Here is an 18,005-nt window from a genome sequence, read left to right on the forward strand (position 1 = left end):
GCCGGACGGGACGGCCGGCGGAAGCCCGCAGCCGTCGTCGAGTGACCGGACCCTCCGGCGGCGGCGATCATGGCACCGGCCACGGCCACCGCGCGGGTCGGCCGCTCGGGAGCGGAAAGGGCAAGTGTGGAGGCCGGGCAGCGGGGCACAATGATTACCACTGCAATGCGGCACTACAGCTCACAGGCGGGGTGGACGCGCATGAACGACAGGAAGAGCAGGAAGATCACTATCGCATCGGCACGCTCCACACCCGCCGTCGTCAGGGGCGAGGACTCCGACAGCATCCACCGGGCCCGCGAGGCCTCCCGAAGGTTCGCCGCCGACCTCACACCGGCCCCGGACCCGTCCACGGCCGAATCCCTCGTACTGGTGGTGACGGAACTCGTCACGAACGCGCTGCGACACGGGGGCGGCCGGTACACCCTCGAACTCACGGCAACGCCGGACTCCGTGACAGCTGCGGTCAGCGACCCCAGCGCGGCGCCTCCGACCGAACGCGCACCGGACCTGAGCGGCGGCGGTGGCTTCGGGTGGCACATGGTCCGCCGACTGGCGACCGAACTGACAGTGACCCGTGGACCGAGCACCGGAAAGACCGTCCGCGCCCGGCTCGCCTTCGGGTGAAGAGTGACCGGGCGTTCCGGGCTTCGCGCCTTCCGTAGCAGGAATTCGACCGATCCGGACGCCCGAACAACGCAGGCACCCTGAAGCTGCAGGCGTGAGAATGGCCGTGAAGGCATTCACCTCGACCCGCGGAGGGTGTGCATGTCCACTCGATCAGGGGGAGACGAATCATGCGATCTCGTGATCGCCTTCGAGGCATCGCCCGCCGGGGACGCGGCACTGGCGTTTTCCGTGGAGATGGCCGAACGGCTGGGGGCCCGCCTCCATGTGATCCACGTGACCGATCTGGCGGACTATCCGATCGACCCTGATCTCGCGGGTTCAGCCCTGGAATCAAACGTGATCAGAAAATCGAGCGAGCACCGGCGCGCAGAGGTGGATCGGCTCCTTGCCGACTTCGGCGGAGAATGGACGTACACCGACGAGACCGGAAATGTGGTCGACCGCATCAAGCGGGTCGCCCGCCGGTACGACGCCTTGGCGATCATTCTGGGCAGCTCTGCCCCCGGCCTTGCGGGGACGCTCCACCGATCTCTCAAGGGATCTGTGCTCAGGGACCTGACTCGGCACAGCGACAGGGTCGTCATGGTGGTCCCGGCGCGCCCTCCGCCGGACTGACCGGCGAGTCGGCGCCGGCCCCGTCCTGATCGGCGCTCGCTTCGACGGAACCGGTCCACAGCGACTGGAGCGCGTGCCGGACCGAGTAGTGATCGACGAGGTTCGACCTCAGGGATTCCCCCGGCTCGGGGCGGACCGAAGTAGCGGCGGACGACCGACCGCTTCGACGTCGGTGTCGGTGTCGGCAGGGCGCCCCGTCCAGATTCTCACCGCGAGATCATACGAGTTCGGTGACGCCACCGAGCGGTCTCACCCTGGACATCTCGCGCGCGGTGGGGGCCGACTGCTCCTTCGGGCCGCATCTTTACTGCCCCTCTGTCCCCCGTCTCCTACACTCAGCCGGTGGAGACAGCACTGATACTCGCCGGCAGCGGGGTCACGCTGCTCATCTTGATCATCGTCACCGTGCTGCTGCTCGGTGGCCGCCGAGTGCGGCGCGGCCGGAAGCTCGGCCGCTACCCATACCGTTCCAAGCCCAACGGCACCTACGACAACTCGTCGACGGGCAGCCCCCACTGAGCCCTTACGCGTCCATCGCGCCACCGGTTGCGGCGACAGGTTCAGCTCCCAGCAGCACCCGCCCCGGGCAGGCTTCGAATTACCTCGGCATGAGGATGTCCTCGAAACCGGATGTTCTCGAGACCGTGCCTCGACGAGTGCGTCGAGCTCGGCAATCTCCACGTCGAGGGCAATGACCCTCTTGGCGAGATGGACCGTCATGGCGGCGGCCGATTCTCGCCCGGCAGGGAAGTCAGCCGGCCAACGGTAGATCCGAAAGGCAGGACGAGCTCAGCCGAGGGCGTGGTTGCGGCCGGTCTGCAGGATCTCCTCGGAGAGGTCGGGCTCGACGTTGCGTACCGCGCGGGCGAGCATCAGCGCGCCCACCATTTCGCTGAGCAGGCGCATGGCGCTACGACGGGCCTCGCCCGGGTCGAGCTCGTGGCCCTTCTCCTCGGCCTCGCGCAGGAACTCGGCGGCGAAGCCGGTGAGATAACCCTCGACGCCCTCGGCGTACGCGCTCTGCACGGCTCGGCTGTGCCGTCCGGCGTCGGTGACCAGGGCGGCGGAAGGGCAGCCACCGTCCGGGGCGTCACGGTGTGCGGTGGACAGGTATCCGGCCAGGACCCGCTCCAGCGGAGAGTCCCCCTGTTCCGGACCCTCCTCGATCGTCCGGGCAAGACTCCCGAGTGAGGCGGCGAAGGAGGCCCCGCACACCTCCACGACCAGTTCGTTCTTGGAGGCGAAGTGGTTGTAGAAGCCACCGTGGGTGAGCCCGGCCTCCTTCATCAGCTCGGCGATGCCGACCGCGTCGATGCCCTGCGAGCGAAACATGCGGCCCGCCGATTCGAGGATGTTCTGCCGGTTGCGGGCCTTGTCCTCCTTGGTGATACGCGGCATTGCCGTCCCCTCGCGTCGTCCTCGACTTGACCTTTTCGATGATGCTCATCATCATAGCAGGAGTTTCAATTACGCCGATCATCAATAACTACCGGGACGGGAGCGTCATGCGCACCATCGCGCACGACCAGCACGGAGAAGCCAGGCAGGTACTGCACCTGAGCGAGAAGCAGCCTCCTCCTGCGCCTGCGCCTGCGGCCGGGCAGGTGCGGGCGCGGGTGCTGTCCCGGCCGATCCACCCCGGCGACCTGGCAGGAGTGCGGGGGCTGCCGGATGCGCCGCAACGGCGGTTCGCCACACCACGGATCCCCGGCTTGGAGGGAATGGGCGTCGTCGACACCATCGGCGCGGGCGTGCGGCATCTACGCCCCGGTCAGCGGGTCGCGTTCTTCCCGGTGCCGGGTGCGTGGAGCGAACTCCTCACGGCGCCGGCCGATCTTGTGGTGCCGGTGCCCGAGGGCGTCGACGACGAGACCGCGGCACTGATGCTGGTCAACCCGCTCACTCTGCTGCGGGCGGTCGAGGACGCCCAGCACAGCCAGGCAGGTCCGGTGGTGCAGACGGCCGCCGGTTCCTCGGTGGGAAGACTGGCCAGCGCCGCAGCACTCGAGCACGGCATCCCGCTGGTCAACCTCGTACGCAGCGGCCCCGGGGCACAGACCTTGCGGCAGCGCTTCCCCGACCTGCCGACCGTCTCGACGGCCGACGCGGACTGGCGCACTCAGGTCCGGGACGCGGCCGGCGGCCGGGGTGCCCAGGTCGTGCTGGACGCGGTGGGCGGATCCCTGACCGGCGAGCCGGCCGGGCTGCTCGACGACGGCGGCACGCTGATCACCTACGGACAGCTCGGTTCCGGGAGCACGCCGCTGGAGTCGCTCGTGCTGACACCGCGGGCCCTGACCGTGCGGGGCGTGTCCATCGGCCGGTGGATGAGCCGCACGCCTGAGGAACGGGCCGAGGACGTCGCCTTCGCTTCCCGCCTGGCCGCGACCGCCCCGGAACTCTTCGAGGTCGCCGCCAGCTACGACCTCGCCGACTTCGCGAAGGCCGTCGGCCATGTCCGCCGACCCGGCAAGAGCGGAACCGTCCTGCTCACCAGCCCCGCACCCTGAACCCCACGAAGGGCAACGCAATGAAGATCGGAACCCTCGGCGCCGGAACCGTCGCCCAGGCCATCGCCCGCCACGCCGTGGCCCACGGACACCAGGTCGTACTGAGCAACAGCCGCGGCCCAGCCTCCCTGGCCGACCTCGCCGACGAACTCGGACCGCTCGCCCACGCCTGCACCCCGGAGGAAGCCGCCGCGGCGGAACTCGTCGTACTCGCAGTCGGCTGGCCCCAGATCCCGGACGTGACAGCCGCCCTGCCCCCCTTCGACGGCCGCATCGTCATCGACGCCACCAACCAGTTCGCCTCCCCGCCCCCGCACACGAGGATCGCCGACCTGGGCGAGCTGACCGGCAGCGAACACGTCGCCTCACTGCTGCCCGGAGCCCGCGTCGTCAAGGCGTTCAACACCCTCTACGGCCAGTACATCGCCGCCGACCCGCGCCACCAGGCCGGACGCCAGGTGCTGTTCCTCGCCGGTGACGACGCCGACGCCAAGACGACCGTCACGGACCTCACCGCCGCCTTCGGCTTCGCCCCCGTCGACCTCGGCTCCTTGCGCGACGGCGGACGCCTCATGCAGCTCGGCGGCCCGCTCTCCGGCCTCCACGCCCTCAAACAGGACTGAGCCCACCTCTCGCTCGCTCACCGCCCTCCCAACCATCCGCTATCTGACACAAGGAAGTCGACAATGACTACCCAGCCCCTGTTGCAGCCTGTCGGCCTCGGCGCGCTCGAGCTCCCCAACAGAGTCGTCATGGCCCCCATGACCCGCGCCCGCGCTCACAACGCCGAGCTGGCCCCCACGGACCTGCACGCGGCCTACTACAGGCAGCGCGCCACCACAGGGCTGATCGTCACCGAGGGAACATGGGTAAGCCCCGACGCAATCGGCTTCATCAACGTCCCCGGCATCTACACCGACACACAGACCGCCGGCTGGGCGAAGGTCACCGAAGCCGTCCACGAGGCGGGCGGGCGGATCATCTCCCAGCTCGGCCACGTCGGAGCGGCCTCCCACCCCGACCACTTCGGCGGACGCCTGCCCGCCGGGCCCTCGGCCATCAACCCGGGCGAGAAGTCCTTCACCCCCTCCGGCCCGAAGGACACCGTCACTCCGCGCGCCTACACCGGCGCTGAGATCGCCGACACCCTGGCCGACTACCGCCATGCGGCCGAGAACGCCCGCCGGGCCGGTTTCGACGGGGTGGAAATCCACGCCCAGGGACAGCACTTGATCCCGCAGTTCCTCAACCCCCGCCTCAACCAGCGTACCGACGCCTACGGAGGCAGCAGCGAGAAGCGGGCTCGGTTGCTCCTGGACATCCTCGACGCCGTCAGTGACGTGTGGGGCAGCGACCGCATCGGCGCGAAGATGTCCCCGCACTGGACCAGCGGAACCGCGTTCACCGCGGACGGGGAGACACTGGCCGACTACGACCAGCTGCTCAAGAAGCTCAACGACAGCAACCTGGCCTACCTGCACCTCCTGGGTACCCCCGGCACCATCGAGGAGCGCATCGCCGTCTTCTCCCGCTACCGCGCCCACTACCAGGGCAACATCGTCGCCAACCTCGGCTTCACCCAGGCCCTCGGCAACGAGATCCTCGACCACGGGATCGTCGACGCGATCTCTTTCGGCGCCCCCTTCATCGCCAACCCCGACCTGGTCGAGCGCTTCGCGCAGGGCCACCCGCTGGCCGACGGCGACCGGGACAGCTACTACGCCGGTCACACCGAGGGCTACACCGACTACCCCGCCTTCACCACCGGCTGAGCAGGAACGGGTGAAGCGTCCGGCAACACGCCGGACCACGCCTGAGCCGCGCCACGCCCGAGATCGGAGACCCCCGCTCCAGGCCCACCGCCGCTTCCGAGGCCGGGACTTCGACGAGACTGCGCAGGTGGTCGTGTCGGGCTTGTACCGGGTGGGTGCGTACGTATCCGATGGCGCGTCGGCGCAGGGGCCCGGCGAACCTCGCCTTGGGGGTGCAGGACCGGGCGAGCAGGGAGCTCGCGACGGAGGCCGGACCGGACGCCGAGGTCGAACGGCACCCGGGCTCGGCCTTCATCCCCTTTCCGGTCTCGGCCGTGGCGTGCCAGACGGGCCGGTCCGTGCATTTGTCGACCCACAGCCATACCCCGGCCCGGGTGGTGAACAGGTCGCCTTCGGTCGGCCACCGCGCGAGGAGACGCCGGTCAGGCGGAGCAGGCACCAGGAGTCCCCCAACCCCAGCAACCTGGTTGCTCACCGGTAAGGCCGACAAAGGGGCAGCAAGTCTTCGATCAGACCTGGTCACAGGTGCCAACACGTGCGACTTCCGTCCACCCTGGAACCGGACTGCGGGAGGCGCAGCTGCGTCCCCCGCCGGGTCGGCGAGGGGACGCGGTGAGCGCACGTGCCAAGGAGCGCCTGAGAACACATAACCTCAGTTCAGCGCACCCGGCCCCGCGGTTTCAGCGCCACTGGCGGCAGTTCGGGCGCAGGCAGCCGGCCACCCTCGTAGCCGTGCACCTCACCGAAGCGGGAACCCTCCGCCCACGCCTGCCGGGCCTCCTCGATTTCCTCGTGCGAACGCCCGATGAAGTTCCACCACATGACGATCTCCTCGTCGAACGGCTCGCCCCCGAGCAGCATCAGTCCGGTGTCGGACGCTGCCCGCAGAGGCAGTTCGGTGCGGCCGCAGCCGAGGTAGAGCATCGAACCCGGCAGGACCGGGACACCGTCCACCTCAGCCTCGCCCGACATCGACAGCACGGCGTACTCGAAGTCGGGATTCAGCGGCAGCCGGGCTTCGGCGCCGGCGGCGAGCGCCAGGTCGGCGCCGACGATCGGGGAGTAGGCGGTGCCGGGCGAGGCGGCACCGTCGAGTTCACCGAGGATCACGGTCGCGAGGACGCCCGGCGCCGTGACGGCGGGCAGATCCCTGTGGTGCTGGAAGTGCGGCTCCACGTGCCGGTGCTCGTGAGGAAGCGCCACCCACAGTTGGGCGCCGTGCAGGAGCCTTGCGTGCGACTTCGGGCTCTCCTCCGAGTGGCTGATCGCCTTGCCCGACGTCATCAGACCGAGCTCTCGCGGACGGACCTCCTGAAGGCTTCCCAGGCTGTCACGGTGCAGGACCTCACCTTCGTGGAGCCAGCTCACGGTCTGCAGCCCCATGTGGGGATGGGGAGGTACCTGCATCCCGGGCTCGTCCGCGATGTCGTCCGGGCCGTAGTGGTCGACGAAGGCCCAGGCCCCGACCATCCGGCGGCCGAGGTTGGGAAGCAGCCTGCGCACCTCCGTGGACTCCCCGAGCTGGACGCGTCGAGGAGTGAGGAGTTCGCGTACCGGCTCGGCCACGACGAAGCCACGTCCCCCGCAGACGGAAAGGGATGCCTGGCGATCGAGATTGCTCATAGCGCACAACCTATTCCCGAAGGCTGAGGGAGCGCCCGTATCCACGCCGAAAATTTAGTGGAATGTTAAACGACCTCGGAGTGTTGACGGGACCGTAAGACACTTCGGCCTGGGAGAAGCAGTGGACGAGACCTACTACGAGTTCGGTACACCGGCCGACCGGTGGGACCGCGCGCAGATGTTCTTCGAAGCGAAGGAGTACCTGACCGCCGCCCGGATCCTCGGCGGGCTGGTCGAAGAGGCGCCCGAACAGGTGGCGCCGCGGCTGCTGTTGGCCCGCGCCTACTATCACTCGGCCAGGCTCACCAAGGCCGAGACGGAACTGCGCGAGGTGCTGGAGCGCGACCCGGTCGAGGACTACGCGCGGCTGATGCTCGGGCGCACACTCGAACGTCAGGGCCGACAGGCAGAAGCCGCACCGCACCTGCGGATGGCCAGGGCAATGGCCGGCGACTTCGACCCCGAGCCGGTCGGCCAGAGGCGGACGGCTCGGGACTGAGGACGGCTCGGGACTGAGGACGGACCGGATGGCCCGGATGGGTTGGGCGGACCGGATGGATTGGGCGGCGGGAGTTGTGAGGGGCCGCCCTCGGACGGGAGCCTGACGGGGCCCTCGCACAGCCCGTGTACGAGCCCCTTACGCATGCGGGCCGCGTCACCTTGCCGGGCTCCACACAACCGGCCCGGCAAGGTGGGCCCGGCGCAGGCGCTCCGCCCTCGGGTCCCGTGCGAACTACGCGTTGGAGACGCGGTCCAGCCACTCGGTCATCAGTGCCGATTCGGCGGTACTGAGGCCGGAACCCTGCGAGCGCCGCAGCAGCGCACTGAGCCGGGCCGCCGCGGAGGGGACCTCGGTGTCCACCGGCTTGCTCGTCCACGCGTCAGGCGTGAAGACGGCCGCGTGCACGGCGTCCCGCACGCGTGCTGACGTGCCGACGTCCGTGAAGGTCGCGGGACGGGCGACCAGCATCAGCGCCACACCGGTGGTGGCAGACATGATCATCTGTGCCGCGACCTCGGGGGTGACTCGCAGCTTCCCCTGCTCTGCCGCCCGCTCCAGGTCCCGCGTCAGTATGCGATGGGACTCGATCGCCGATGCCGGAGGCGTCCGCATCGCCGGTGAGTTCATCAGGCGGTACAGATTGGGGTTGCGCAGAGCGAACTCGACATGGCTGTCCCAGCCGTTGCGAAGGTCCTCGACAGGATCCCCGGTGTCGCCACGCTCCCGCTTCGTCGCCAGATACGCGTCGAATCCATGGTCGACGACCGCCGACAGCAGCCCCTCCTTGTCACCGAAGTGCCGATAGAGGGCCGGTGCTCCGACCTGCGCCCCCTCGCACACGGCCCGCGTGGAGATGTCACCGTCCGGAGACTCCGCGACCAGTCCGGCCGCGACTTCGAGGATGCGCGCTCGTGTGCTCACCGGACGGACGCTATCAAGCAGCACCCGGAGCCGACGGGGCGGCGACAGTCCGGATACCCGCACCTTCGTGGCAGCCGTGCGAGAGGGACGGGGGCGCCCGTCACGACCCGGGGCGGATCTCCGACAGGACGCCCTGCGCGGCCGGTCACGGGAACGAGTCCGGACATGGTCGCCTCCCTCAAGGAATCAGCACGGACCGGCAGGCCCGTCCGGCAGTCCGCGTAGCAGGCGCCACCGGCATGACGAGTGCCATGGAGGCGCGACGGACGGCCTGCCCAGCGGCACGAACAGGAGGTCCCGTCAGACGATGCCGCCGTTGGCCCGCAGTACCTGTCCGTTGACCCAGCGCGCGGGACCGGCAAGGAACGAGACCACCTCGGCTATGTCCTCCGGGGCGCCGAGGCGCTGGAGCGGCGGCTGAGCCGCCATCTTCGCGATCGTCTCCTCGTCCTTGCCGTCCAGGAACAGAGCCGTGGCCGTCGGCCCGGGGGCGATCGCGTTGACCGTGATGTCACGCCCTCGCAGCTCGCGGGCCAGGATCAGGGTCATGGCCTCCACCGCCCCCTTGGTGGCGGCGTAGCCGCTGTACCCGGGAAGGGCCAGAGCCAGCACCGAGCTCGAGAAGTTGATGATCGCCCCGCCGCCACGCAGCCGCCGGGCGGCCTGCTGGTCGACGACGAAGGTGCCGCGGATGTTGGTCCGGTGCATCCGGTCGAGAGCGTCCAGATCGAAGTCCACCAGCGGGGCGAGTGCCATCACTCCGGCTGCGTGCACGACGACGTCCACTCCCCCGAAAGTCTCCTCGGCCGTGTCGAAGAGAGCGGCCACCGCGACCTCGTCGGCGACGTCCGCCTGATGCGCGACGGCATCCCCGCCGGCGGCGACGACCGCAGCGACCGCCGCTTCCGCCTCAGTCCTGTTCCCCGCGTAGTTGATGACGACGGCGAAGCCGTCCGCCGCGAGCCGCTCGACGCTCTCACGTCCGATACCTCGTGACCCACCGGTGACGAGAGCGACCCGGCGGGTGGTTTCGGCATTCTGCTCGGTCATGGCGTTACTCCTGGACAGAGAGGTTGCCGCTGCTTCAGCGAACCCTGACAACATCAACGCTAACACTCTCGGAATAGCACCGCTACCCCGATCGTCGTCAGCCACCGATAGCGTCGCCACCCGGACACCGTGGCCGAATGTCGATATTTCGCTCCCCCTCGGGACGGTCTCAGGGCGGACTCCGCGCGGACTCGGACCTGACACGACGGAACCCGCCGGGGGTCCGGCGGGTTCCGTCGACCGTTCCATGGACACGAGGGTCATGGAGCGTGAAGATCCTGGAGCGTGAGGGTCAGTTCGCCGCTCCCACCGAACGAGTGGCCGTCGGCGCGGAGCCGGCGACCGAGTCGGGGCCGGGCACGAGCAACCGCTCCGTGAGCAGGCCGAACACGAGGCCGAACGCGGTCCAGAGCGTCGCCTGAACGGCGAGCGTGGACAGCCGGAACTCCCACAGGAGCGTGGCCGGGAAGTCCGTTCCGACCTCGTTGAACGAGGGCAGGAAGGCGTATGCGAGCCCGATCAGCACGACATAGCCCCCGGCCGCCGCGATCGTCGCGTCCCAACGGCCGAGCCTCGGCGCGAGCCGCTTGCCCGCGATGACGGCAGCCACCGCCAACAGCACACTGAGCGCGACCATCAGGAAGAACAACCCGGTGCGCTGCCCGATCGTGTCGGGATCACCGACGGCGGGCGGGTTCGCCGGGTACTTGAGGAACGGCACCACGTACACCGTCAGCAGCGCCGCTCCCGCGACCAGCGCGGCGGTGGCCCTGGGGCCGAACGCGCCGATGCGGCCGAGTGCGTAACAGAAGACGAGTGCGGCTATTCCGCCGGCCGCGACGCCGAACACGAGGACACCGGTCGCCAGTCCGCCGGTGGCCTGCATGGTCCGGCTGACGAGTTCCTCGCCCCCGCCGTGGTCATGGGTGTGAGCGTGCGCCTCTTCCAGCGCGATGGAGGCGTCCACCCGGGATTCGCCGAGGAAGTAGGCCACGGCGAGGGCGAGCACGCCGGCCACCAGGCCGGCCAGCATGCCGCGGATGAGGAGAGCTCGGACCGATACGGAGTTCATGAGACGTTCTCCTGCTTTCCCACCCCTCAGTGGCAGGGGAAACCGAGCAGGTGACGGCCGTCGTGGACCCATTCGTGTACGCCCTCGCCCGAGATCAACGCGGTGGCACCCTGCTCCGCGCCGACGAAGTAGAGGAGGACGAGCATCAGGATTCCGAAGAAGACGGCCCACGGCGCGAGGACCTTGAGGGATATGGGCGCGATGACCGGTACGACGGTGGTGGGGGCGGCAGACTGTGCCATGGCAGAACCTCCTGTGGGAACACGCGTCCCTGTCGTGGTGCCGTAGACGAGGTGCCGGGTCTGACTTCCCGCAGCGAGGCGGATACACAGTGGCGCGACCGTGCCGGACTTTCACCGGGCTTCCGTCACACCTTCGTCATGGTTGCGCAGACCATACCGCCTGCCCTTCGGCCACCGCCATGGCGCATGTCGGCTTTGCCGTTCCGCAGGACGGTTGTGTTCCCCTGGGGCCCCTGCGGTCACAGGGCCGCCGTTCGGGGTGTGGAGGCAGGAAATGACGGTACGGGTGATGTTGATCTCACCGGCGGTCAACGCCGCTTTGCGTGAGGCCCGGTTCGAAGGTGACGCCCCGTTGGATGCGGTGGGTGCCCGCAGGACGGCGGCGGTCGCCGCCGCCGACGGGGTTCCCCGCGCCGACCGGTATGTCCGCAGCCCCTCCGAGCGCTGCGCCCAGACGGCGAAGGCCCTCGGGCTTCAGGCACGCGTCGAACCAGGTTTCGCCGACTGGGACATGGGCCGCTGGCGTGGCCAACGGCTCGAGGACGTCGGGGCGGTCGAGCCGGGCGCGGTGTCGAGCTGGCTGACCGACCCCTCGGCGGCTCCGCACGGCGGCGAGTCCCTGGCGGACCTGGCCGCCAGGGTGGGCAACGTCCTGGAGTCGCTGGACGGCTCCCAGGAACGACTGCTGGCCGTCGTCGAGCCCGCGGTCGCACGGGTCGCGGTGGTACGGGCCCTGGGCCTGCCGGTGGAGACCTTCTGGCGGCTGGACATCGCCCCTCTGACCGTGACGGAACTCAGCGGCCGCTCCGGAAGGTGGAACATGCGGTGCGGCCGGCCCTTGGGCAGCGACGGTGCCTTCGTCCCGGAGCCGGACCGCTAGGCGGTGTCGTCAGGTGTCACGTCCACATCAGAGGGCAGCAACCATCAGCAGGTCCTCGCCCGCGGTACGAGTCGGCAGCCGTCGGCGTTGTCAGTGCCGCCTGGCAGCATGATCGGCGTGAGTGAGACGACTGAGCCTGACGAGAACGCAGCCGCCGCTGTACTGACCACGCCGCAGGAGTGGCGTGTCTTTCTGGAGCGGTACGGCGAGCTGTACGTGAAGGTCCGTGCCGACGGCGAAGAGTTGGTCGACCTGCTGGATGACGATCAGCTGGAGGTTCTGGACCAAGGGGGGCGGGTCGAGCTGTGGTTGGGTGAAGCACCCGCTCGGGAGGAAGCTCTGGTGGAGTCCGAGGAGCGGCTCGGGGTGCGGTTCCCACCGAGCCTCAGGGGATTCTTCCTGGCGAGCGACGGGTGGACGCGCCTGGATGCCTGGGTGGACGGTGTCCATCCGTGCGACCGCGTCCTGTGGATGCGGGACAGCGATGCCGGCGGACGCGTGACCGAGACCTACGACTCGATACCCGGCAACGAGGACGACGTGCAGCTGTTTCGCCGGTGCGTCGAGATCGCCCGGGGAGAGGACTTCTGGTTGCTCGATCCGACCGACGTAGGGCCGGACGGCGAGTGGGCCGCCTACGAGTTCGCTCCGAAGTACGGCAACCCGACGAAGTACCCCAGCTTCTCCGCGCTGTTCCACTCCGGGTACGAGAGCATGGACGAGGACGACGACGGGGACGAAGACATGGGATGAGTCGGTTCGTCAGCCGTCACCCTCACGTCAGGAGTGAGGCGAGAGCGACGACTGCTTCGCAGGAACGGGCGGTTCTGCCCGATCGGGTGGCGAGGCGGGCCGGCCACACCGCCGTCGGCTGGCCACGCCACTGCTTCGGGCGCTTGAAGCACCGCTCCTCGACGTCGTGCGGTACCTGTGGAGCGCACGGTCGAAGGCCGGCGGACGGCCACCGCGGCGGCCTCGCCGGGCCCGGATCGCTCCCAGCACGGCGTTGAACCGGGTGCAGGCGTTGGTGATGCCGATGCCGCCCGTCACGACGAGAGCGAGGGGACGACCCCCGTCGCGGCCGTCGCAGGCCAGGTGGACCTTGCTGGTCAGACCGCCCCCCTGCGGGATTCCGTCGCACCGTGCCGGCGCCAGCCCCTCCCCTTGTCGTGCGGACCCGACACCCCCCTCAGGTGCGTGCCGGACCACCCGAGGCCCCCTCAGGGGCCGACCTCGTCAACGCCTATCGGCACCGTCCGGCGCCGGAAGGACGATCGCGGTGACCGCGAGTCCCTCGTCGACCAGCCACGTACCCTCGTACGACGTCGGCACCCCGGGCTCCCTACGCAGCAGTTCGGCGGTGAAGGTGCCCTGCGTCGCGGATTCCGGACCGGGACGGAAGGTGATGTCGGCCTCCGTGAAGTCGAGTTCGACGCGAGTGACCGGGAACCACGTCTTGAACACGCTCTCCTTGGCGCTGAAGAGCAGCCGGTCCCAGTGGACACCCGAACCGTCTGCCCCCACGGGCCTGCGCGCCCGCTCCGAGGGCAGCGACACGACCTCCCATACGCCGGTCGGCAGAGGTTCGTTCGGCTCGGCGTCGATGCCGATCGCGAGGACGTCCGAGGCACGCGCGAGCGCCGCCGCACGGTAGCCGTCGCAGTGCGTCATGCTGCCGACGATGCCGTCGGGCCACAGCGGCATCCCTCGGTGACCGGTCAGCACCGGCACAGGGGGCAGCCCGAGCGTGGCCATCGCCCGCCTCGCGCAGACGCGTACGGCGGCGAACTCGTGCCTGCGGCGGTCCACGCTCCGGGCGACCAACTGTGCCTCTTCGGCGTAGAGACTCCCCGGCGGAGCCTCGGCCTCCTTCGTGTCCGCGCAGGCGATGTGGGCGGGAAGCAGTCGTTCGATCACGAGAGGTGGCCTTCCGCGGCCGGGGGCTGTTCGCCCTCGTACGGCAGGATCTGCCTCAACAGGCCGCGGGGATGGCCCCGTTTGCGCCACTCCCTGGGATAGCCGATCGAGACCTCCTCGAACCTCACCCCGTCGTGCCAGGTCGTACGGGGGATGTGGAGGTGGCCGTACACGACGGCCGCGACGTTGAAACGCCGGTGCCAGTCGGCGGTGAGCTCGGTGCCGCACCACTGGGCGAACTCCGGGTACCACATGACCGCGGTGGGCTCGCGCAGCAGCGGCCAGTGCCCGGCGATCACGAGCGGTACGTCCGGGTCGTGCGCCGCCAGCCGCCGTTCGGTCAGCTCCACCCGGGCCCGGCACCAGTCGTCCCTGGTGGGGTAGGGATCGGGGTGCAGCAGGTACTCGTCGGTGCAGACGATGCCGGCCTCGTGCGCGCGGGCCAGGGACTCCTCCTTGGTCGTCGTCCCCGGAACCCTGAAGCTGTAGTCGTAGAGGGTGAACACGGGCGCCACCGCGACGGGTCCGTCCGCACCCTGCCAGTGCCGGTACGGATCCTCGGGGCTGGTCACCCCGAGCTCGCGGCACACCCGCACGAGGTGCTCGTACCGCTCACGGCCTCGTAGCCGTACGGAGTCCTTGTCCAGCGTCCACAGCTCGTGGTTCCCCGGGGTCCACACCACGTGGGCGAAGCGCCCGGCCAGGAGTTCCAGCGCCTTCTCGACCTCCTCGGCCTCCTCCGCCACGTCCCCCGCGACGATGAGCCAGTCAGCGTCGGAGGAGGGCCGCAGCTGGTCGGCGATGGGGCGGTTGTCCGCGATGCCGACGTGGAGATCGCTGACTGCGAGGAGCCGCCCCTCCCCCTTCGGCGTTCGGGGCGCGTCGTTCAGTTGACTCATTGTTCGAATTTAGCGCCTCGGGGGATCTTCGTGGGACGCCTCGCGCGAGGTGCTGGTTGTTCGTCCGGTAGCGGTGGCCGAGGGGGCTGCGCTCAGCCCTGCGTCTCGGTCCGGTGGGGCCGGAGGAAGGCGCGCAACGCTTCCGCGCAGAGCTCCGGCTCGCCGGACGCCGCGCATTGTCAGCCGGCCGGCACGGCAGTGGGGCTCTGGCGGGTGCGTCGTATCGGAGGTGTGTGCGTCACGTCTGAGAGGCGTGCGCCCCGCCCACGCCTGTTCGTCAGGCGAAGTCCGCGGCTTAGTCGTCACCACGCACCCGGACAGCATCCGGCCCGCCGTGGTGGCGGCGTCGTGCCGACGCCCCACTCCGGACCCGCACGGTTCCCGACTGCGTTTCCAGCGCGGCGAGAAGCCAGTCGTGCGCGGTCCCGGGAGTCGGCTCGGGCGTACCGCACGGCTCGCCGATGATCTCGGCCGTCAGTTCCCAGTACCTGTCGATACGAGGGTCGGCGGCGAGCCGTCCCGCGAGCACACGGCGGAAGCCGGGGGTGTCAGGGGTGTTGTGGGCGCGCGCGTACGCGTCCACGAATCCTTCCAGCGCGTCCCCCGCCTGCGGCCCCACGCCCCGGCGCATCTGAGTGGCCGCCAGGTCGTACGCCTCCGCAAGTCCCGCGTACAGCACGGCCGACTCACGGGCCCCCGCCGCTCTGTGCACGTGGGGCTGAGTGGGAGCGTCGCCGTCGCAAGGGCCGGACACCATGGCGTCGAGCCTTGCGAAGGCGAGCACCTGGGCCGGTTCGGGGTCCACGGGGGGCTGCGGAACCGCGGCGTCGAGGAAGGCGGTGACGGACCGGGCCGGCATCCGCGCCGGCAGCCACGCCCGCCAGAAACGGGCCAGGGTGGAAGTGTTCGGCGGTACGGCCGTCGCGCCGACCAGGAGCAGCCGCCCGGGGCGTTCGGAAGGTGGGCACTCCTGCACGCAGCGGAGTGCCGCCTCCTTCCAGCGCAGGGCCGCGAGCTGTGAGCCGATCGCGGCCAACTGCCCCGCGACGGCGTCCTCCAGAGCCCCGCCGGACCGGCCGACGGTGTCGGTGTCGGTGTCGTCGAGGATGCGGCGGACGGTGGCGACCGGCAGGTCCAGGGTGCGCAGCGAGCGGATGAGCCGGAGCCGCTCCAGGGCGTCGGGGCCGTAGCGGCGGTGTCCGCCGGTGCTGCGGGACGCTTCGGGCAACAGTCCGAGGTCGGAGTAGAAGCGCACCGTCTTGACAGTGACTCCCGCGTGCCTGGCGAGGTCACCGATGCCGCACAGGCCGTCCCACGACGAGAACACTTGAACCTCCCTCTGGGGGAGTTCCTACGGTACCCGCGAGACGGGCCGGGCCTGGGCGGCCGGTCCGATGCCGACGGCGTATAGAGGAGAGATCATGACCGTATTCGTCCTGGTGTCCGGCCTGTTCACCGGACCCCACGTGTGGCAGGAGACGGCGGCCCGGCTGACCGCGGCGGGATGCGAGGTCCGCGCGGTGCCGCTCGGCGGGCTCGGAAGAATCGACGGACTCGACGGACTCGACGGACTCGACGGACTCGACGGACTCGACGGGAAAGTCTCCGACCCGGGTGCGGTCACCGATCTGGAGTCGCACATCTCGGATGTCGTAGCGGTGATCGACTCGGTGGGAGGGGCGAGGGGCGAGGAGATCGTGCTGGTGGGCCACGACTACGGCATCCACCCGGTTCTGGGTGCCGCCGACCGGCGCGCGAGGTCGGTGGCGAGGATCGTCTATCTGGACTCGGGGATGCCGCAGGACGGTGTCCCGGCCCTCGCCGCCGTTCCCGATCAGCTTCTGCGCGAACAGGTGATGCTTCTGGCGGCCGAGGCCGGGAAGGGCGCCGCCGCCGAACTTCCGCCGCCGTCCCGCGAGGAGTGGCGGCTCTGGGGCAGCGTCGCAGGTGTTCCCGACGAGGCGCTCGACCGGCTCACCGCGCTCGCCGAGCCTCAACCTCTGGGGACCCTCCTCCAGCCGCTGAGGCTTACCGGGGCGGTCACCTCCGTCCCCTTCGCCGGAGTGCTGTGCACCGGCAGCGGGTCGAGCATCGCATTGGTACAGGCGCGGGTGGATTTCGGTGAGCCCGCCTTCCAGGCGTTGGCCGACCCCCGGGTGACCTTCTTCGAACTGTCCACCGGGCATTGGCCGATGCTCTCCAGCCCGGCCGAACTGGTCCGGACGCTCCTCGATGCCGCAGCAGGCCGAGGCCACCGGCTCACCCCCGCGAACGCCGCCGGGCCGCCGGCGCATCTGCGGCCGTTCCCGCTGGACGTGCCCGAGGCCCCCGTCGAGCGGATCGGACGCGTCGACCTGCATCTGCCCTCCGGCGACCGCCCACGCCCCGCGGTGGTTCTCGTGCACGGCGGCCCGGTACCCGCCGAGGCTCGTCCGACCCCCAGGGAGTGGCCGATCCTGACGGGGTACGCGCGCTACGCGGCAGGTCGAGGCATGGTCGGCGTGACGCTCGACCACCGGCTGCACGACGTGACGGACTACGGGCGTGCCGCCGCCGACGTGGTCGACGCGGTGGAGCGGGTCCGGGCGGATCCGCGGGTGGACGCGGACCGGATCGCCCTGTGGTTCTTCTCGGGCAGCGGCCCACTCACCGCGTCGTGGCTCGCGGCGCCACCGTCATGGCTGCGCTGCCTCGCCGCGAACTACCCGATCATGGCGCCGTTGCCGGCCTGGGGGCGTCTGGGGAGCGCGTTCCACCCGGCGGAGGCGATCGCGCACGCCGGTGATCTGCCCGTCGTGCTGGTGCGCGCCGGGCTGGAAGTCGCCGAGATCGCCGCCACCGTCGAGGAGTTCCTCGACGCGGCGAAGGAGCACGGGGCGAACATCGAGGTCGTGGACGTACCGGACGGTCACCACACCTTCGAGACGGTCGATCCCACGGACGCGACGCGCGAGGCGGTACGCCGGGCCGTGCGGACCGTGCTGGGGCATCTGACGGCGTGAGTCGCCAACGGCCCCGGCAGCGCGTAGGCGGACGCCGTGCTGCCGGGCGTCCGGCAGCCCACGCGCTCGGCCCCGGGCCGCCTGGGAGCACGCCTCGGAGACGGCCGGCACAAGCAGAGGGGGCAGGGGGCAGGGGAGGCGGGCCTCGGCCGTCCGGATGCCGTGGCCGGACGATCCGTACCGGGCCGGGACATGCCCGCAGGGATCGGCCCCGACTTCGAGGATTACCCGTGGCGCACTCGACGACGACCTCGGTGAAGTCGGCAAGGCGTCCTGGGAGGAGCCACGGCCGGGAGCGTCACGGAGAAGGTCAAGAGAAGGGTCACCGACCGCACCCGCGCGGCGGGGCGGACCGTCGACGCCCCGAAGG

19 protein-coding genes and 1 pseudogene are annotated in these 18,005 nt (G+C 70.2%); 10 read left to right on the plus strand and 10 right to left on the minus strand.

Translation table 11 applies throughout. The features are described 5' to 3' along the window. The first annotated feature begins 201 nt into the window (after nucleotides 1–201). From AB0I83_RS14750 to AB0I83_RS14760, 3 genes are all read left to right on the plus strand, one after another. Complete coding sequence (locus tag AB0I83_RS14750) at nucleotides 202–627, plus strand: ATP-binding protein (protein ID WP_356529708.1); 426 nt, start codon at nucleotides 202–204, stop codon at nucleotides 625–627. Nucleotides 628–807: 180 nt separating this feature from the next. Next, nucleotides 808–1,245: a universal stress protein gene (locus AB0I83_RS14755; protein ID WP_356529707.1), complete on the plus strand. Its 438-nt coding sequence runs from the start codon at nucleotides 808–810 to the stop codon at nucleotides 1,243–1,245. 342 nt (nucleotides 1,246–1,587) lie between these two features. After that, nucleotides 1,588–1,764: a hypothetical protein gene (locus AB0I83_RS14760; protein WP_356529705.1), complete on the plus strand. Its 177-nt coding sequence runs from the start codon at nucleotides 1,588–1,590 to the stop codon at nucleotides 1,762–1,764. A 270-nt stretch (nucleotides 1,765–2,034) separates the two neighbouring features. Here the strand turns inward: AB0I83_RS14760 and AB0I83_RS14765 are convergent, their stop codons facing one another. After that, nucleotides 2,035–2,643, minus strand: coding sequence for a TetR/AcrR family transcriptional regulator (locus AB0I83_RS14765; RefSeq protein ID WP_356529704.1), 609 nt, complete (start codon nucleotides 2,641–2,643; stop codon nucleotides 2,035–2,037). Nucleotides 2,644–2,681: 38 nt separating this feature from the next. On the opposite strand from AB0I83_RS14765, the gene AB0I83_RS14770 reads away from it, so the two are divergent. From AB0I83_RS14770 to AB0I83_RS14780, 3 genes are all read left to right on the plus strand, one after another. Then, complete coding sequence (locus AB0I83_RS14770; protein ID WP_363304830.1) at nucleotides 2,682–3,755, plus strand: zinc-binding dehydrogenase; 1,074 nt, start codon at nucleotides 2,682–2,684, stop codon at nucleotides 3,753–3,755. 20 nt (nucleotides 3,756–3,775) lie between these two features. After that, nucleotides 3,776–4,378, plus strand: coding sequence for an NAD(P)-binding domain-containing protein (locus AB0I83_RS14775; protein WP_363304831.1), 603 nt, complete (start codon nucleotides 3,776–3,778; stop codon nucleotides 4,376–4,378). A gap of 63 nt (nucleotides 4,379–4,441) precedes the next feature. Then, complete coding sequence (locus AB0I83_RS14780) at nucleotides 4,442–5,527, plus strand: alkene reductase (protein ID WP_363304832.1); 1,086 nt, start codon at nucleotides 4,442–4,444, stop codon at nucleotides 5,525–5,527. A gap of 657 nt (nucleotides 5,528–6,184) precedes the next feature. Here AB0I83_RS14780 and AB0I83_RS14785 read toward each other — a convergent pair. Next, complete coding sequence (locus tag AB0I83_RS14785; protein ID WP_363304833.1) at nucleotides 6,185–7,150, minus strand: pirin family protein; 966 nt, start codon at nucleotides 7,148–7,150, stop codon at nucleotides 6,185–6,187. Nucleotides 7,151–7,271: 121 nt separating this feature from the next. Here AB0I83_RS14785 and AB0I83_RS14790 point away from each other — a divergent pair, with 121 nt between their 5' ends. Then, entirely contained in the window at nucleotides 7,272–7,649 is a 378-nt protein-coding gene (locus tag AB0I83_RS14790; protein WP_356529697.1) for a tetratricopeptide repeat protein, read from the plus strand. A 234-nt stretch (nucleotides 7,650–7,883) separates the two neighbouring features. Here AB0I83_RS14790 and AB0I83_RS14795 read toward each other — a convergent pair whose 3' ends face one another. From AB0I83_RS14795 to AB0I83_RS14810, 4 genes are all read right to left on the minus strand, one after another. Next, complete coding sequence (locus tag AB0I83_RS14795; RefSeq protein ID WP_363304834.1) at nucleotides 7,884–8,573, minus strand: TetR/AcrR family transcriptional regulator; 690 nt, start codon at nucleotides 8,571–8,573, stop codon at nucleotides 7,884–7,886. 300 nt (nucleotides 8,574–8,873) lie between these two features. Then, entirely contained in the window at nucleotides 8,874–9,623 is a 750-nt protein-coding gene (locus AB0I83_RS14800; RefSeq protein ID WP_356529694.1) for an SDR family oxidoreductase, read from the minus strand. 292 nt (nucleotides 9,624–9,915) lie between these two features. Next, nucleotides 9,916–10,695 carry a CbtA family protein gene (locus AB0I83_RS14805; protein ID WP_363304835.1) on the minus strand — a complete coding sequence of 260 codons (780 nt, stop codon included), beginning with the start codon at nucleotides 10,693–10,695 and terminating at the stop codon, nucleotides 9,916–9,918. 26 nt (nucleotides 10,696–10,721) lie between these two features. Continuing rightward, complete coding sequence (locus AB0I83_RS14810) at nucleotides 10,722–10,937, minus strand: CbtB-domain containing protein (RefSeq protein ID WP_356529691.1); 216 nt, start codon at nucleotides 10,935–10,937, stop codon at nucleotides 10,722–10,724. 274 nt (nucleotides 10,938–11,211) lie between these two features. On the opposite strand from AB0I83_RS14810, the gene AB0I83_RS14815 reads away from it, so the two are divergent. Together AB0I83_RS14815 and AB0I83_RS14820 are read left to right on the plus strand one after the other, a co-directional pair. Next, a complete protein-coding gene (locus AB0I83_RS14815) occupies nucleotides 11,212–11,817 on the plus strand; it encodes a histidine phosphatase family protein (protein ID WP_356839381.1) in 606 nt (201 codons plus the stop codon). A 108-nt stretch (nucleotides 11,818–11,925) separates the two neighbouring features. Further along, on the plus strand, nucleotides 11,926–12,570 hold the full coding sequence (locus tag AB0I83_RS14820) for an SMI1/KNR4 family protein (protein WP_363304836.1): 645 nt from the start codon (nucleotides 11,926–11,928) through the stop codon (nucleotides 12,568–12,570). 124 nt (nucleotides 12,571–12,694) lie between these two features. Here the strand turns inward: AB0I83_RS14820 and AB0I83_RS14825 are convergent. From AB0I83_RS14825 to AB0I83_RS14840, 4 genes and pseudogenes are all read right to left on the minus strand, one after another. After that, nucleotides 12,695–12,936, minus strand: a pseudogene (locus AB0I83_RS14825) (IS5/IS1182 family transposase); the annotation flags it as partial. Between the two features lie 117 nt (nucleotides 12,937–13,053). Continuing rightward, nucleotides 13,054–13,734, minus strand: a complete 681-nt coding sequence (locus AB0I83_RS14830) for a 4'-phosphopantetheinyl transferase superfamily protein (RefSeq protein WP_356529685.1) — start codon at nucleotides 13,732–13,734, stop codon at nucleotides 13,054–13,056. After that, nucleotides 13,731–14,633 carry a metallophosphoesterase gene (locus AB0I83_RS14835; protein WP_363304837.1) on the minus strand — a complete coding sequence of 301 codons (903 nt, stop codon included), beginning with the start codon at nucleotides 14,631–14,633 and terminating at the stop codon, nucleotides 13,731–13,733. Before AB0I83_RS14835 ends, AB0I83_RS14830 begins: the two co-directional genes overlap by 4 nt. Before the next feature lie 295 nt (nucleotides 14,634–14,928). After that, nucleotides 14,929–15,960 carry a MerR family transcriptional regulator gene (locus AB0I83_RS14840; RefSeq protein ID WP_363304838.1) on the minus strand — a complete coding sequence of 344 codons (1,032 nt, stop codon included), beginning with the start codon at nucleotides 15,958–15,960 and terminating at the stop codon, nucleotides 14,929–14,931. Nucleotides 15,961–16,054: 94 nt separating this feature from the next. Between AB0I83_RS14840 and AB0I83_RS14845 the strand changes: the two genes are divergently transcribed. After that, on the plus strand, nucleotides 16,055–17,635 hold the full coding sequence (locus AB0I83_RS14845) for an alpha/beta hydrolase (RefSeq protein WP_363304839.1): 1,581 nt from the start codon (nucleotides 16,055–16,057) through the stop codon (nucleotides 17,633–17,635). Nucleotides 17,636–18,005: the final 370 nt, after the last annotated feature.

Origin of the sequence: Streptomyces sp. NPDC049970 (genome assembly GCF_040660235.1) — a bacterium.
In the GTDB taxonomy this organism is placed as follows: Bacteria; Actinomycetota; Actinomycetes; order Streptomycetales; family Streptomycetaceae; genus Streptomyces.